Source organism: Sinomonas terrae, from assembly GCF_022539255.1.
Taxonomy (GTDB): domain Bacteria; phylum Actinomycetota; class Actinomycetes; order Actinomycetales; family Micrococcaceae; genus Sinomonas; species Sinomonas terrae.
This window is the reverse complement of record NZ_JAKZBV010000001.1, coordinates 37,144-52,041: the sequence shown is the minus strand read 5'-3', so window position 1 is coordinate 52,041 and position 14,898 is coordinate 37,144. Positions and strand designations below refer to the sequence as shown.

General features: G+C 67.8%; 15 protein-coding genes and 1 riboswitch. Of the genes, 7 read left to right on the top strand and 8 right to left on the bottom strand.

The annotated features are described in order from the left end of the window. Window positions 1-12: 12 nt before the first annotated feature. Window positions 13-768: a maleate cis-trans isomerase family protein gene (locus L0M17_RS00225; RefSeq protein WP_241050109.1), complete on the bottom strand. Its 756-nt coding sequence runs from the start codon at window positions 766-768 to the stop codon at window positions 13-15. Between the two features lie 58 nt (window positions 769-826). On the opposite strand from L0M17_RS00225, the gene L0M17_RS00220 reads away from it, so the two are divergent. From L0M17_RS00220 to L0M17_RS00200, 5 genes are all read left to right on the top strand, one after another. Further along, window positions 827-1,336 (top strand): RidA family protein, encoded by a 510-nt coding sequence (locus L0M17_RS00220; RefSeq protein ID WP_241050107.1) that lies wholly within the window; start codon window positions 827-829, stop codon window positions 1,334-1,336. Between the two features lie 124 nt (window positions 1,337-1,460). Further along, window positions 1,461-1,997 carry a toxin-antitoxin system HicB family antitoxin gene (locus tag L0M17_RS00215; RefSeq protein WP_241050105.1) on the top strand — a complete coding sequence of 179 codons (537 nt, stop codon included), beginning with the start codon at window positions 1,461-1,463 and terminating at the stop codon, window positions 1,995-1,997. 91 nt (window positions 1,998-2,088) lie between these two features. Continuing rightward, window positions 2,089-2,955, top strand: coding sequence for a DUF4097 family beta strand repeat-containing protein (locus L0M17_RS00210; RefSeq protein ID WP_241050103.1), 867 nt, complete (start codon window positions 2,089-2,091; stop codon window positions 2,953-2,955). Beyond that, window positions 2,952-3,884, top strand: a complete 933-nt coding sequence (locus tag L0M17_RS00205; protein WP_241050101.1) for an ATP-binding cassette domain-containing protein — start codon at window positions 2,952-2,954, stop codon at window positions 3,882-3,884. The genes L0M17_RS00210 and L0M17_RS00205 overlap by 4 nt, the downstream gene beginning before the upstream one ends. Then, window positions 3,881-4,681: an ABC transporter permease gene (locus L0M17_RS00200; protein WP_241050099.1), complete on the top strand. Its 801-nt coding sequence runs from the start codon at window positions 3,881-3,883 to the stop codon at window positions 4,679-4,681. Before L0M17_RS00205 ends, L0M17_RS00200 begins: the two co-directional genes overlap by 4 nt. A 1-nt stretch (window position 4,682) precedes the next feature. On the opposite strand, the gene L0M17_RS00195 is transcribed toward L0M17_RS00200, so the two are convergent. The 5 genes from L0M17_RS00195 to L0M17_RS00175 form a co-directional block, all read right to left on the bottom strand. After that, entirely contained in the window at window positions 4,683-6,059 is a 1,377-nt protein-coding gene (locus L0M17_RS00195) for an LLM class flavin-dependent oxidoreductase (RefSeq protein WP_241050097.1), read from the bottom strand. Further along, a complete protein-coding gene (locus L0M17_RS00190) occupies window positions 6,056-7,378 on the bottom strand; it encodes an MFS transporter (RefSeq protein WP_241050095.1) in 1,323 nt (440 codons plus the stop codon). The genes L0M17_RS00195 and L0M17_RS00190 overlap by 4 nt, the downstream gene beginning before the upstream one ends. Before the next feature lie 36 nt (window positions 7,379-7,414). After that, window positions 7,415-7,529, bottom strand: a riboswitch (SAM riboswitch). A gap of 496 nt (window positions 7,530-8,025) precedes the next feature. Further along, window positions 8,026-9,489, bottom strand: coding sequence for a sulfatase family protein (locus L0M17_RS00185; protein ID WP_241050094.1), 1,464 nt, complete (start codon window positions 9,487-9,489; stop codon window positions 8,026-8,028). Further along, window positions 9,486-10,514, bottom strand: coding sequence for an SDR family oxidoreductase (locus L0M17_RS00180; RefSeq protein WP_241050092.1), 1,029 nt, complete (start codon window positions 10,512-10,514; stop codon window positions 9,486-9,488). Before L0M17_RS00180 ends, L0M17_RS00185 begins: the two co-directional genes overlap by 4 nt. A gap of 7 nt (window positions 10,515-10,521) precedes the next feature. Further along, complete coding sequence (locus tag L0M17_RS00175; RefSeq protein WP_241050090.1) at window positions 10,522-12,027, bottom strand: CYTH and CHAD domain-containing protein; 1,506 nt, start codon at window positions 12,025-12,027, stop codon at window positions 10,522-10,524. Between the two features lie 129 nt (window positions 12,028-12,156). Here L0M17_RS00175 and L0M17_RS00170 point away from each other — a divergent pair, with 129 nt between their 5' ends. Continuing rightward, on the top strand, window positions 12,157-12,606 hold the full coding sequence (locus L0M17_RS00170) for a MaoC/PaaZ C-terminal domain-containing protein (RefSeq protein ID WP_241050088.1): 450 nt from the start codon (window positions 12,157-12,159) through the stop codon (window positions 12,604-12,606). A 122-nt stretch (window positions 12,607-12,728) separates the two neighbouring features. Then, complete coding sequence (locus L0M17_RS00165) at window positions 12,729-13,193, top strand: DUF8821 family protein (protein WP_241056263.1); 465 nt, start codon at window positions 12,729-12,731, stop codon at window positions 13,191-13,193. On the opposite strand, the gene L0M17_RS00160 is transcribed toward L0M17_RS00165, so the two are convergent. Both L0M17_RS00160 and L0M17_RS23075 read right to left on the bottom strand, forming a co-directional pair. Then, window positions 13,177-14,364, bottom strand: coding sequence for a cytochrome P450 (locus tag L0M17_RS00160; protein WP_241050087.1), 1,188 nt, complete (start codon window positions 14,362-14,364; stop codon window positions 13,177-13,179). The two genes, L0M17_RS00165 and L0M17_RS00160, sit on opposite strands and share 17 nt — an antisense overlap. 213 nt (window positions 14,365-14,577) lie before the next feature. Continuing rightward, entirely contained in the window at window positions 14,578-14,847 is a 270-nt protein-coding gene (locus L0M17_RS23075) for a VapC50 family PIN domain-containing toxin (protein ID WP_504970736.1), read from the bottom strand. Window positions 14,848-14,898 lie beyond the last annotated feature (51 nt).

The window sequence follows — 14,898 nt, the reverse complement described above, 5'->3', positions numbered from 1 at the left end:
ACCAAGCTGGTATCAGGCCGCGAGGCTCCGGCTCGCCTCCGCGAGTCGGGCGCCGCCCGGAAGCGACAGGCCCAGCCGACGGAGGCCAGCCCACGCCGTCACCTGATTCGCCGTGATGACCGGCTTTCCGAGCTCCCGCTCAAGGGGCTCGATGATGTCGAAGGTCGGCAGGTTGGTGCAGGCAACGAACACGGCTTCCGCCGCAGGGGAGTCTGCTTGGCGGACGAGATCGGCAGTTACCCGGTAAGGGACGTGCCAGATGAATTTGTCGAGGCCTAGACCCTCGCAGCCTGTCACCGCCCGGCCTCCTTCGGCCAGGAAGTCCTCGAGGCGGGCCGTGAGCTCCGGCACGTAGGGGGTCGCGATCGCGAGGCGTGTTATCCCGAATAGGTCGAGGGCCTCGATGAGGGCCTCGGATGTGCTCACTGCTGGCGCCTCGAGCTCCTCTGAGACGGCCCTGGAGATCCTGGCCGCTCCCTCAACCCCGTTCACGAAGCTTCCCGAGGTGCATGCGTAGACGGCCGCCTCGGGCGAGATGGCTTTGAGGCATCTCGCCGTGGGCCGGATCTCCTCGTCGTCTCCGATCGTGGCCGCCATGGTTGCGTCGACGACGAGGGGATGGAAAGGGGTCCGAGCAAACGCCAGCGTCACCTCGTTCGGCATCCATCGCCACAGTTCGCGGTCGAGGGCCATGTCGTAGGGGCTGACGACTCCGAGGAATCGCTGGATTCCGGGGCCCTCTGGATCAAAGTCTGTTGCGCTGGTCACACTCCATCTTCCCATAATGTCTGATCGTCAACAATAATCAGAGCAGAAGGAGAATTCCGTGACCCAAGCTCAAATCCCGCAGCCCGGCTCTCAAGGGTTCGCCCAACTGGAGGCCTACGCCAAGACCCTTCCGCCGGCCCCGAAGCCCGCCGGCAGGTACGCCCCTGTCACCGAAGCTGGCCCGCTCCTCTTCACGTCCGGCCACACTCACGCCATCCAAGGCGCGCTCGACTTCACGGGGCCCATCGGGACGGACGGCGCGCCCAGCCTCGAGGACGCGCGAGAGTGCGCCCGGACTGCCGTCCGCAACTGCTTGGCCAGCCTCAATCACCATCTGGGAGGTCTGGACAGAATCGAACGGGTCGTGCAGATGACCGGCTACGTCGCGGCCAGCCCCGAGTTCGAGGACCACCCGCGAGTCCTGGACGCGGCCTCAGAAGAGCTGATCGGCGTCTTCGGAGAGCGGGGACGCCCCTCACGCGCAGCGGTCGGTGTCTCAAGCCTCCCCGGTGGGGCAGTAGTCGAGGTGAGCTTGATCGTCTCGGCCCGCCCGCTGCAAGAGGGCTGAAGGTGGGGGTCGCTGCTCGCGCCGTCACCTCCGCAGGGTGCGCACCCTGCGGACGTGACGTCGCAACGCAAGAGTGACACCAGACCTCTTGCGCGCGACACCATAGTGGTGTCATGATGGCGTCATGGATCTCGATCGTTATGTCGCCGACCTCCGCTCCCAGCTCGCCGTTTCCGCCGAGGCAGCCGGAGAGGAAGCGCGGGGACTTGCCGAGCAGCTGAGTCTCGCACTTGATTCGGCCGCTCGGCTGGCGTTGCTGGAGGCACTCAGCGACGCCGCGAGCGAGATCACCCGTGAGCTCGCCCCCGGATCGGTCGATGTGCGTCTCCGGGGTCGCGACCCGGAATTCGTAGTTTCAGCCCCGCCGGCCACCGAGTTCACGGACGCGCCCACACCACTTGCGCCCGCCGCGCCAGTGGAGACGGGGAACGAGGACAGCTCGGCGAGCGCCGACGCCCTCGATGACACCGTCACCTCCCGCACCACCCTGCGCCTGCCCGATCAGCTGAAGGCCCGCGTAGAACGGGCCGCCGCGCAGGACGGCATCTCCCTCAACGCTTGGCTGGTCCGCGCGATCGCGGCCGCCCTCGAGCCGAAGCCCCGGCGAACCGCCCAGCGGGAGTCGCGCTCCGGCGACAGCTTCACGGGCTGGGTCCGCTAGCCCAACCAGACACCACTCGCCGTCCCGCCCCCCGCGGGACTAATCCGTCCTGCCCCAAAACCCAAAGCAGGGCGGCCCTTAGGAGATCACTATGCCCAGCTACAACACCGACGGCCCCATCGAGGCCGTCATCGACCTCGGCGTCGGCCACGTCGAAGTGCTCGCCTCCGACCGCAGCGAGGTATTCGCTGAGGTTGTCCCGACCAACCCCGGCCGCAACGGAGATGTCTCCCTCGCGGGCGAGGCCACCATTGCGTTCGACGGCGGCCGGCTGCGCCTTCGCGTCCCGCGCCGACGCAACCTGTTCGGACCGAGCGACTCGGTGGACGTCCGCGTGGAGCTTCCGAGCGGCTCCCGGGTCGACGTCGACAATGCGTACGGCTCTGTGCGGACGCGCGGCGAGCTCGGGGAAAGCAGCATCACGGCGAAGTACGGTACGGTCACCGGTGACACCATTCGCGGCCTGGTCCTCGTCTCGCCGTACGGCACGGTGGACATCGACCGCGTCGCCGGCCGCCTCGACGCGAACCTCGGCCACGGCCAGGTCCGGATCGGCCGGATCGACGGCGAGGCACGCGTACGCGGCTCGCACGGCACGATCGACCTGGGCACCACCGGCGGTCCTGTCGAAGTCACCACGTCCGGCCCCCTCACCATCGAGCGCGCGCTCGACGACGTCACCGCCAAGAGCGCGCACGGCGCCATCCGCGTGCGGGAGGTGACGGGCGGCTCGATCCGGATCGAGAACGGCTATGCCGAGGTCGAGGTCGGCGTGCCCGCTGGCCTAGCCGCGTGGCTGGATGCGTCTTCCCTGCACGGCACCGTGCGCAATGAACTGACCCCCGATCCCGAGGCCGCGACGAGCGGCCGCACGGTCGAATTGCGCCTTCGCTCCAACTGGGCGGACGTCAGCGTCCGCCGCGCCGGCGTCGGCACCAGAAGGGAAGCCACATCATGACCTCCGCCATCACCGCCCGCGGCTTGACCAAGCGCTACCGCGAGCAGATCGTCCTCGACGGCGTCGACCTCGACGTCGCACCGGGCACCGTCCTCGCCCTGCTCGGCCCCAACGGCGCTGGCAAGACGACCGCGGTCCACATTCTCTCGACCCTCGTCCGGCCGGACGCCGGGACCGCTACGATCGCCGGCCACGACCTTCATCGAGACCCGCACGGCGTGCGGGCCGCGATCGGCCTCACCGGCCAGTTCGCGGCCGTGGACGGCCTGCTCACTGGCGAGGAGAACCTTCGGCTCATGGCAGACCTACGCCACCTCGGCGCCCACGCCGGAAGCCGCCGCGTCGCGGAACTGCTCGAACGGTTCGATCTCACTGACGCAGCGCGCAAGCCGCTCGTGACCTACTCGGGCGGCATGAAGCGCCGCCTCGACCTGGCCATGACGCTCGTCGGAACGCCGCAGATCGTCTTCCTCGACGAGCCGACCACTGGCCTCGACCCGCGCAGCCGGCAGACCATGTGGGAGATCGTCCGCGAACTCCTCGACGACGGGGTGACGATCTTCCTCACAACCCAGTACCTCGAGGAGGCCGACCGCGTTGCGGACCGCGTCGTCGTGCTCGACCACGGCCGCGTCGTTGGCGAGGGAACCCCGAGCGAGCTCAAGGCGCGGGTTGGCACCGAGGTCCTGATCGTCACCGAGCGCGACGGCACCGCGCGCCCCGAGATCCCGGTTGACGGGACCGTCGGCGGCCTCCGCGACGTGCTCGCCGCGATCGACGGCGACGGATCCGCGAGCGTGAGCCTGCGCGCGCCGAGCCTCGACGACGTCTTCTTCGCGCTCACCGGCAGCCCGTCGTCGTCCGACGACGCCGCGCCCACCTCCGTAGCCGCGTCCGCGACCGCTTTCATCACCGGGGAGGAACAATGACCGCCATCGCTTCCACCGCCGCCGATTCGGCGACGATGTTCCGCCGCAATCTGCTCCACATGCTGCGCTACCCGGGCCTCACGGTGTTCGTCATCGGGATCCCGGTGCTGCTTCTGCTGCTGTTCGTCTACGTCTTCGGCGGCATGCTCGGCGCGGGGCTGCCCGGAGGCGGGCAAGGTGCGAGCCAGGAGTACCTCGCCTACGTCGTCCCCGGCATCCTCCTCATCGGCGTTGCCGGGATCGCCAACGGTGCGTCCATCGGGATCGCTCAGGACATGACCGAAGGCATCGTCGCGCGGTTCCGCTCCATGGCGATCTCGCGGGCGGCTGTCCTCAACGGACACGTCCTCGGCAACACCGTCCAGGGGCTGCTGTGCCTCGCCGTCGTCATGGGCGTCGCGCTGCTCATGGGCCTGCGGCCCGGCGCCGGGCCGCTCGCGTGGCTTGTGCTCGTCGCCTTCCTTGCCTTGGTCTGCTATTCGGTGTCTTGGGTGGCGGTCGCGATGGGGATGAGCAGCAAGACCGTCGAGAGTGCCAGCAACACTCCGATGATCTTCACGCTCCTCCCCTTCCTCGGAAGCGGCTTCGTACCCACGGCCTCGATGCCGGGGTGGCTGCAATGGTTCGCCGACGCGCAGCCGTTCACCCCGTTCATCGAAACCACCCGCAGCCTGCTCGCCGGGCAAGGGCCCGACGCGCGCTACGGCTTGGCGTCACTCGCCTGGTGCGCGGTGTTCGTCGCGCTCGGCTACTTCTGGTCCCGCGCGGTGTACGAGCGCAAGTCGGTGAGCTCATGAGCTAGACCCCCGCGGCAACCCCCGCCGCGCGCAAGCCCGGGTGATCGGACGCGAGGCGTGGTCCGGCTCCCAGGATCGTCTCCCGGAAGGTCGCGCCCGCGGGTGCGTCGGCGAGCAGGCCACGCCGTCGCAGCTCGGGCGAGACGAGGCGTGCGAACTCGAGCAGATCGGCCGGCCGCACAGCGGAGGTGAGGTTGAAGCCGTCCACACCGCCCTCCTCGACCCAGCGCTCGAGCTCGTCGGCGATCGTTGTCGGCGAACCGACGATCACGGGTCCCCTCCCGCCGATCGAGACGAACTTCGCGACCTCGCGCAGGGTCCACTCTCGTTCAGGATCGAGGGTGGTGAACTGGGCGAGCGCGGACTGGTTGCCGTCGCTCGTGATGTATTCGAGCGGAGCGTCCTGGTCGAGACCCGAGAGGTCGATGCCGGTCCAGCCCGCGAACAGCGCAAGGGCGGCGTCGGTGTCCACGTAGGACTCGTATTCGGCGAGCTTGGCCGCGGCGGCCTCATCCGTCTCGGCGACGATGACCGTTGCAAGGTTGAAGACCTTGACCGAGTCGGCGGCCCGGCCCACGGCCGAAAGCTCAGCGCACAGCCCCTCGATGAACTTCCGTGCCTGGGCCGGCGTCGAGCTCGAGAAGAAGACCGCCTCCGCGTGCTTCGCCGCGAACGCCTTGCCCCGGGACGAAGCGCCCGCTTGGAACAGCAACGGCGTCCTCTGCGGGGAGGGCCCGACGAGTGCGGGCCCGGGGACGCTGTAGCCCGCGCCGGAGTGCCCGATCCCGCGTACGCGAGCCGGGTCGACGAAAACGTTCGATTCGACGTCGGCCCGCACCGCGTCGTCGTCGGCCGATGCCTCCCACAGCTTGTAGACGACGTCCATGAATTCCTCGGCGCGGTCGTAGCGCTCGTCATGCGGGAGCTGGCGGCCGAGCCCGAGGTTGCGCGCCGCTGACTCCTGGTAGGAGGTCACGATGTTCCAGCCGATGCGGCCTTGCGTGAGGTGATCGAGCGTGCCGAACTTGCGGGCGAGGAGATACGGCTGCTCGTACGTGACCGAGGCCGTCACACCGAAGCCGAGCCGCTCCGTTGCGGCGGCGAGCGCCGAGACGATGAGCAGGGGGTCCAGGGTCGGATACTGCACTCCGCCGCGCACGGCCTCGTCGGCGCTGCCGCCATAGACGTCGTACTGGCCGAGCACGTCGGCGAAGAAGATGCCATGGAACCCACCGGCCTCGAGGGTGCGAGCGAGGTCCGTCCAGTAGCCGAGTTCGGCGAACCGGCTGGCCTGCGAGTCGGGATGGCGCCAGAGCCCGGGCGACTGGTGCACCGGCACGAGCATCTCGAAGGCGTTGAGGAGCAGGGGCTTGGTCACTGGAGTTCCTTTCGAGCGGTCCGAACCGGGTCCTTGGCAGCGAGCGCGGCAACGGTCGAGAGCGCCGCGAGCAGGACGAAGAAGCCGCAGATGAGCCACGGCTGGCCGCCTCCGGCCTCGAGCAGCGCCGCCGCGACGAACGGCGTGATCCCGCCCGAGAGGACCGTGCCGGCCTGATAGCCGAAGGAGACGCCGCTGTAGCGGAGATCGACCGGGAACTGCTCGGCGAACCACGCCGCCTGCGGTCCGTAGATTGCGTCATGCAGCACGTTCATGGGCAGCAGCAGCACGATGGGGAGGAGTGCGAGGGAGCCGTGGTCGAGGAACCAGAAGAACGGCCAGATGAAGACGGCGATACTGATCGCGCTCGCCACAGCCATGCCGCGCCGGCCGATGCGGTCGGAGAGCCACCCCCAGAACGGTCCAGAGATGAGGCCGACCGCGGAGACGATGAGCACGGCCGTCAGGGCCTCGCCGGTGTCGCCGCGCCGGGTCTTGAGGTAGCCCAGCATGTAGACGGTGAGGAGGCTGTAGAGCGCGGGCTGGACGAGGCGCAGGCCGATCGTCACGAAAATGCCACGCGGATGCTCGCGCAGAGCCCGCCGGACCGGGTGTTCCGCGACGCGCTCCTTCTCGCGGAGCTCGGTGAACTCCTCCGCGTCCTTGACGCCGAGACGGATCCACAGCCCGATCGCCACCAGCACGCCGGAGAGCAGGAACGGGATGCGCCAGCCGAACGCCTGGAACTGCTCGGACGTCAGCACGCCTTGGATGACGGCGAAGGTCGCCGTCGCGAGCAGCATCCCTGCCGCCGAACCCACTTGGGTGAACGATCCGAAGAGGCCGCGCCGGGCCGGCGGCGCGTGCTCGACCGAGAGGAGGGCGGAGCCACCCCACTCAGCTCCCGCGGAGAGGCCTTGGATGAGGCGGAGCGTGACGAGACCGACCACGGCGAGCAGGCCGATGGCCGAGTAGTTCGGCAGGAGGCCGATGAAGAACGACGACGCGCCCATGATGAGGAGCGACCACACGAGCAGCGCCTTCCGCCCGATGCGGTCGCCGAGGTGGCCGGAGATGACGCCGCCGAGCGGCCGGGCGATGAAGCCGACGGCGTAGGTCGCGAACGAGGCAAGGATGCCGACGACGGGTGACACGCCCGGGAAGAACTGCTTTCCGAAGACGAGTGCGGACGCCGTGCCGTAGAGGTAGAAGTCGTACCACTCGATCGTGGTCCCGACGAATGCGGAGGAGAGGACGCGCCGCTTGGCGCGCAGGGTCTCGCCGAGCTGGACGGTCCCGCTCTGGAGCAGAGTAGCCATGGTGGTCTTTCTCGGTCGCGGCACCGCGGCTCGCAGGCGCCATACTTACGACGCCGGAACCCGGCATCGTCGAATCCTCACCTGGAGCACCCCACTACAGCAGGAGGGTTGCCGTCCGATCAGCCAGGGCTTGTCACCGGAACTCTTGATTCTGGATGCCAGTTTTCTAGAAACCGGTTAACCGCGGCAACTGCCATGTAACGGCGCTTCACACTCGCCCCCACCCCCTCCCGTTTCGGGTACAGAAACCACCCCTCTTTTGCCGTTTCGGGTACAGATATCCCCCTCGTTTGGTCCTTTCGGGAGCGCCAACTCCCCTCATTTGGCCTTTCGGGAACAGCTAATCCTTCTCACGCCCCTTTCGGTTGCGCCTACCTGAAATCGAGGGGACCGACGACGACGGGTGGCGAGCTTCGTCGTCGTCCTCGCCCTTCGAGATGGGGAGTTGGCGTACCCGAAACGACCACGGGCGGGAGTTGGCGTACCGAAACGACCAGGGGCGGGAGTTGGCGTACCCGAAACGACCACGGGCGCGAGTTGGCGTACCCGAAACGACCACGGGCGCGAGTTGGCGTACCCGAAACGACCAGGGGCGGGAGTTGGCGTACCCGAAACGGATAGAGCGGGGGCGGGGGTGGGGTGAGCTTTTACGCGCCGCCCCACTTTGGGTTGGGTGTCTCCGGCCCCTCATATGGCCTATCCCCGTAGAACTCCTGCAGTCGGTCGAGCTCATCCCGGAGCTCCGCGAGCACCGACGCGTTGCTCGGGTCCGCGATCACGTTGACGAGCTCGTGAGGGTCGGCCTCGAGGTCGAAGAGCTCCCACTCGCTCGGCTCCCGCTCGAGCGAGGCGCCCGGCACGCCCAAGCCGTCACAGTAGTAGTGGATCAGCTTGTGCGTGCGCGTTCGGACGCCGTAGTGCGCGGGGACGTGATGGCTCGGGTCGCGATGCTCCCAGTAGCGGTAGTACATGGACTCCGGCCAGTCCGGCACGTGCTCGCCTCGCAGGAGCGGGCGGAACGAGCGCCCCTGCGCAGTGGGCAGGGCAGAGCCGGGATCGAGGCCGCAGAAGTCGAGGAACGTCGCGGCGAAGTCGGCGTTCGTGATGATCGCGTCGCACCTGCTCCCCGCCGGAATCTCGGCAGGCCACCGCATGAGCAGAGGCATCTGGAGGGACTGCTCGAACATGAGTCGCTTGTCGAACCAGCCGTGGTCGCCCAGGAAAAAGCCCTGATCCGAGCAGTACACCACGATCGTGTCCTCGGCGAGCCCCTGTGCGTCGAGGTATTCGAGCAGGCGGCCGACGCCGTCGTCGAGCGCCTGGACGCACTGGAGGTAGTCCCGCATGTACCGCTGGTACTTCCACCGCGCCCGCTCCCCGCTGTGCTCCGGTCCCTCTAACTCCGGCGGCGTCGGCTCCTTGACGTCCTCCTCGGTGAGATCGTCGGCGATGCTCATCCGCACAGACCGAACGCATTCCGCCAAGGTCGCGTGGTCGTCGTCGAACGTCTCCGGCTCGGGTATCGAGCCGACCGGGAACAGGTCACGGTGCCGCTCGTCCGGGATCCAGGGCCGGTGGGGCGCCTTGTGGTGCACCATGAGCGCGAAGGGGCGCCCCGGATCACGGTTGATGAGCCAGTCGAGCGCGAGGTCCGTCACGAGATCGGTCGCGTACCCGGTGAACCGCCGTTCGCCGTCGGGCCCGATCATGACGGGGTCGAGGTACTCCCCCTGGCCGGGGAAGACGAGCCAGTCGTCGAAACCCCGTGGCCGAGCGCCGGAGGACTCCCCGAGATGCCACTTGCCATAGAGCGCCGTCGCATACCCGGAATCGTGGAGGACGTCGACGAACGTGGGCACTCGGTAATCGAATTCCGCGAAGATCCCAGGCACCCCATTGATGTGGCTGTACGTCCCCGTGAGGATCGTGGCGCGCGAGGGACTGCAGATCGCATTCGTGCAGTAGACCGAGCCGAGGAGCGCGCCCTCCCTGCCGATCCGATCGATGGCCGGCGTCGTGTTGACCCTGCTCCCGTAGGCGGAGATGGCATGCGGAGCATGGTCGTCGGAGAGGATGAAGAGCAGGTTCGGGCGGTCCACGGATTCGCTCATCGCGTGCGGACGATTCCCTGCCGCAGGAGGCTCTCCGCGCACGCGACGGCCGCCTCCTCGTTCGAGCGCGGTTCCCAGCCGAGCACACGGCGCGCCTTCTCATTGCTCGCAGCCCGAACCACGTTGAGCTGCGCTGAAATCTCCCGAACGGGAGGCACGACGACGGCGAGCGCCTTGAACACCCAGGCCGGCGCCGTGCGGGTGGTCACCTTCGAGGCCGCCGGACCGAGGGCCTCCCGCAACGTGAGCGCGATCTCGTGGAAGGAGATCGGCTCACCCGCGACGGCGAGGAAGCGCTGGCCGGCAGCTTCGGGATCCGTCATCGCCCGAAGGTGGAGGTCGGCGACGTCGCGTACGTCGACGATGTTCAGCCACATGGGCGGAGCGGCGGGGAGCTGGCCGCTCAGGAGAGTCGAGATGATCCGGATGGAGCTCGATAGGTGGGGGCCGAGGACGGGCCCAAGGATCCCGACCGGGTTCACGACGGCGAGTTCGATCCCGCCCTCGCGTTCGACGAAGTCCCACGCGGCCCGCTCGGCGATCGTCTTCGACTTGACGTACGGGCTGATCCCGCGAGCGCTCGGGTCCGTCCAGTCGTTCTCGTCAAAGACGTGCTGCCTGTCGAGGTGCCCGTAGCCCACCGCGGCGAACGACGACGTGAGCACGACGCGCTGCACACCGGCGTCGCGCGCGGCCCGCAGAACCCGTCCCGCGCCGTCGCGCGCAGGTCCGATCAGCTCGTTCTCGTCCCTCGGCTGCCTGCTCGGGAAGGGAGAGGCGACGTGGAGCACATAGTCAGCCCCCCGTGCGGCCTCGCCCCAGCCGCCGCCAGCCCTGAGGTCCGCCGTGAGATATGCGACCCGCTCCTGGTGGGGCGCTCCCGCGTTTGCGAGCATCCTTTCGACGATGGGCCGGCGGTCCGGCGAGCGCAGCGTCGTCCGCACGGTGTGGCCCGCGGTGAGGAGCTGCACTATGGCGTGGGCGGCCACGAAGCCGGAGCCGCCCGTTACGAGCACTGTCGCCACGGTCAGGTCACCCCTTCCCGCCGCCGAGCTTGGCCGGGAGCTTTCGACGGATGCGGTCGTAGCGGGCCTCGGCCTCGTCGGCGAGCTGGAGCTCCCTCGCGTGGAGCCGACCGTACGTGAAGGCGTTCTCAGCCCGCCCGTACGCCTCGACCCCGAGCCTGCGGACCAGCTCCGCGGTAACGATCGAATCCTGATGCTCGCCGAGCGCCTTCTGGACCTTCCGTGCGCGGCGGCCCAGTCGCGCTGCCTTCTTCGCACCGAATGGTGCGGCTGCCTCAGCGGAGTACCGGAGGCGTTTGGCGGCCTTCCGCACGTCGTGGAGCGCGATGTCGTGCTTCTCCGTGCCCTCGGCGCCCTTTGCTTCTTCCACCGCGGCGCGGAGGCGCTTCGCATCGCGACGCACGACGCCGGAGACGGTCGCCTTGGTCTCCCACTTTCCGTCGGCCTCCCTGACCGTAGCGGCGAGGTCCGTGATGCCGTCGAGGAGCCGGAAGTACCGCTCCGAGCCGAGAGCATCCCTGAGCTCTCGCGACGCCTCGGCGTGCTCAGCGCCCAGCGACTCGTCGAAGGACCGCCTTACCGGACCGAACACCAGCTCGGACCGTTCGCTCCCCACCCGCCCCCGCAGGCGTTCGCGCATGATCTCGGCGTCGCGCACCCTCCCGAGGACCCGACCGAACCACTGGAGCTCGTCGCGCATCGCCCGCCTCGAGTCAGGGTCCAGGTCTTTCCGAAACGCGGAGAGGCACGAGCGCAGCCGGCGCGTCGCGATGCGGAGATTGTGGACGGAGTCGGGGGCTGCGAGGCGCACCTCGGGATCGAGCCGTTCCCACTTCTCCAGCTGCTCCGCGACATAGTCCGCGAACGCCCGCTGAACCTTTCCCGGCCTGCGCTGTTCAGGCTCCGCCTCTCGGCCGCGTGGCGGGACCGAGGCGGCGAGCGTCAGAAGCGAACTGCTCCGGCTGCCAGGTTCCGCCCCCGATTCGGCGAAGGCGGTGCACAGCTCCTTCGCGAGCCGCTTGTTGCCCGGCTCGCGCACCTCGTAGTCCCACAGCCGCCAAGCCCGTGGAGCACCGTCCGCGATGAGCGGCTCCGCGCGGTGGTGCTCGTCGGCCGCCTCCGCCAACTCGCCGCCGTCGTCCGCAAGAAGCAGGGCGACCCGCCGGACGATCGTCACGTCCGCGCTCCGCACGAGCTGCTCGCCCCGCAGGTAGAACTGGAGGCCGTCCGTGAGGGAGGGGGGCGGCGACTGGTGCGATCCAAGGGGCTCGACGGCGGTGCGGCCGTCGGGGAGCTCGAGGTGCCAACCCTCGCGAGGTCCGCCCGTTCGCCGGTAGAGGACGATGCCGTGGGAGCCTAGGCGGAAGTCCTCGGTGTCGAAGAACTGCTCCTCGAAGACGAGATCCTCGCCGCTGCGGACCTGGGCGACGCCGCTCAGCGCATCGAACTCGGGAAAGCGGCCGGCCACGGACGCATCAAAAGTGCCGCGGGCGGCCAAACGGGTCCTAGCCATAGCGCATTCTAGGCACCACGTGCGCTGGTCCCCCATGGCTCAGGCAGAAGAAGGTGCCCGCGCGTCCATGAACGGTCCTCCCCTGGCCGAGGGCGAAAATGAATGGCCTAACGAAAGGAATTGCCAGCAATGCCCCTGTATCTTGACGACCTACAGGCCGGTCAGACCTTCGTGACGCCGGGACGGACGATCACCGAAGCGGACGTCATGTCATTCGCGGCGTGGACGAACGACAACAACCAAGTGCATACCGATGCGGAGTTCGCCAAGAGCACCCGGTATGGCCAACGCATTGTTCACGGCATGCTCGGCGCTTCGCTCTGCCTTGGCCTGATAGCCCGCACGGGGGTCTTCGAGGGGAGCGCCGTCGCCTTGTTGGGGATCGACCAGTGGCAATTCACGGCACCGGTGTTCATCGGCGACACGGTTACGTGCACGGTCGAGATCCTGTCGACTCGGGCCACGAGCTCAGGCCAGTACGGCATTGTCGAGCGCCAGCTGACCTTGCGCAACCAACACGGCGAGACCGTGCAGGCCGGGCGCATGGACGTCATGGTGACGACGGGGCCGGTGGGCTGACTGGCAACGGTCGTCTGACTGAATGGGTCGGCTCTGGTGCCAATCGATCAGGAATCGAGAAGCGGGTCAGGGGCGCGGGACCTAGTGTGAAGAGTGCGACGAATCATTATCAGGAGGGCACAATGCCATACACCGTGGATTTCAAGGACGTCTCCACCGTCGGGCTGGAATCATCCCCGGTAGCCGACGCCTTGGCCGGGCTGCGCGCCAACGAGGCCCGCTATTACAAGAACAAGTACGATCACGCTTTCACCGTCACGCCCGCGAGCGAGGCGCCAGAAATCCTCGACTGGGTGAACCGAATCCTTTTCGACGAGCGCAACCTCGTCATCTCCTCCCGGCCTCTCGAAGTGACCTCTTTCGAGGTTGACGGCCTTCGCATGGCTTATGTCTTCTACGAATCCGGCCTTTCGATAAACGTGATGTACGGAATCGAAGAGGGGGCCAAGCGCGCAGTAGGATTCAAGCTTTCGGAAGGCATGGAAGTTCCCGAGGAACTCGCCTCGAGCTTCAAGTTTGCACGTCAGAAGTCGAGGCTGGCCGGGGTGATCCGGGGATCGTTCTTCGTGATCAAGGGCGAGTACTGAGATTCTCCCAAGTCAGCGGGAGATGCTTGAGCCCGAAGACGATCGAGCTCTCGATGCGCTCAAGGGCCGTCTGAGATTGGAGGGCGAGGCCCGGGAGCCTCTTTAGGAGCGCGGTGAGCGCGATACGGGCCTCGAGCCGGGCCAGGGGCGCTCCCAGGCAGAAGTGGATCCCCTGCCCGAAGGCGAGGTGGCGATTGGGCGTGCGCGCGACGTCGAACGCCTCCGGGTCGTGGAACTGCCGTTCGTCGTGGTTCGCTGACCCGATCCACGCCACGAGCCGGGATCCGGCCGGGATCTGCTCGCCAGAGAGCGTCACATCCTGCGCCGCAATCCGGTACATGGACTGCACGGGCGAGCGGAAGCGCAGGACCTCCTCGACGGCGGCCGGCAGGGCATCGGCGTCGGCCTGGAGGCGCTCCACGAGGTGCGGCCGCTCCAAGAAGGTCAGGACGGCGTTGCCCAGCAGGTTCGTGGTCGTTTCATTCCCAGCCACGAGGAGCAGCGCGCAGAACCCGAGCAACTCCGGCACGGAAAGGTGCTCTCCCTCGATCTGCGCGGCGAGAAGCCGACTGATCAGATCGTCGCCCGGCTCCGTGCGCCGGCGCTCGATCATGCCAAGGAAGTACTCTCCCATCTCCGCCTGAGCCTCGGCGTGGCCGCCAGAGCCCTGGGGCACGCCACCTGCCCGCGTCTGGCTCACCACCACGTCTGACCATCGCCTGAAGCGGTCGCGGTCAACGGCCGGGATCCCCATCAGTTCCGCGATGACGATCACGGGCAGCGGGTAGGCGAAGTCGTCGATGAGGTCCATCTCGCCGGCGCCTGCTGATCGGTCCAGCAGCTCCTCGGCGATCTCGGCGATTCGCGGGCCGAGCGCGTCGACCGCGCGCGGCGTGAAGGCCTGCGTCACGAGCGACCTCAGCTGACGGTGCCGAGGCGGGTCGGTGCTGATCAGGCTCGAAGCGAAAAGGCCGCCTTGGCGCTGGCCTCCGCTTCCTCCGAGCTGCGACGAAAAGACGCGATGATCGGAGAGGACCCGCTGGACGTCGTCATAGCGGAAGACGTTCCAAGCTTCCCTCTGGACGTCGAACAGGACCGGCGATTCATCCCGCAGCCTTCGGTACTGAGGGAATGGATCGAGTTGCTCGGTCAGGGCTGTCAGAGGGTCCACAGTGTCCTCCTCGAGGTTTAAGGGTGGGTCCACTTCCTCGGAGGCGGATAGGTGAATCTTGCCGCGCCGTAGACCTGGTACTTCCCGGCTCATGACGCTTCTCCGCTCCTCAAGCCACGGCTTGGAACAATCCTCGGCTCGAAGGATTCGTCCCGCAAGGCAGCATCAGAGTCCCCCATCGGGAGCTTCTGTCCGGAGGTGCGCCTCGGATCGTCAAATCGCGGGATCCATGTCATTCAGCAACTGTCGGACGGTGCTGGCGAATGAGGGCGCCCCGGCCCTTTCGAGGGCGATCAAGACATCGTTGACAGTGGTCCGCGGACGCTTCTGGTCTGCCGCCTGCTCGCGCAGGAGCCTGATGGTCCCCACAGGATCCAGATCGAGGACATAGATCGCAGCTTCGCATCGACCCGCCCCACGTCCAGACCGGGATGAACGTGCACGAGGGTGTGTCTGAGCTCGCCGAGGATCCGGCTGGACCATAGGGGCCGGTAGAGTCCCCGGTCGGCGAGCCTCAGTAGCGTGTCGCACAAT

Bases quoted from the DNA above. Each gene is read 5' to 3' on its own strand.
- L0M17_RS00210 (WP_241050103.1), top strand. From the start codon at position 2,089: ATGCCCAGCTACAACACCGACGGCCCCATCGAGGCCGTCATCGACCTC.
- L0M17_RS23075 (WP_504970736.1), bottom strand. From the start codon at position 14,847: ATGGTCCAGCCGGATCCTCGGCGAGCTCAGACACACCCTCGTGCACGT.
- L0M17_RS00175 (WP_241050090.1), bottom strand. From the start codon at position 12,027: ATGGCTAGGACCCGTTTGGCCGCCCGCGGCACTTTTGATGCGTCCGTG.
- L0M17_RS00170 (WP_241050088.1), top strand. From the start codon at position 12,157: ATGCCCCTGTATCTTGACGACCTACAGGCCGGTCAGACCTTCGTGACG.
- L0M17_RS00190 (WP_241050095.1), bottom strand. From the start codon at position 7,378: ATGGCTACTCTGCTCCAGAGCGGGACCGTCCAGCTCGGCGAGACCCTG.
- L0M17_RS00165 (WP_241056263.1), top strand. From the start codon at position 12,729: ATGCCATACACCGTGGATTTCAAGGACGTCTCCACCGTCGGGCTGGAA.
- L0M17_RS00185 (WP_241050094.1), bottom strand. From the start codon at position 9,489: ATGAGCGAATCCGTGGACCGCCCGAACCTGCTCTTCATCCTCTCCGAC.
- L0M17_RS00200 (WP_241050099.1), top strand. From the start codon at position 3,881: ATGACCGCCATCGCTTCCACCGCCGCCGATTCGGCGACGATGTTCCGC.
- L0M17_RS00205 (WP_241050101.1), top strand. From the start codon at position 2,952: ATGACCTCCGCCATCACCGCCCGCGGCTTGACCAAGCGCTACCGCGAG.
- L0M17_RS00215 (WP_241050105.1), top strand. From the start codon at position 1,461: ATGGATCTCGATCGTTATGTCGCCGACCTCCGCTCCCAGCTCGCCGTT.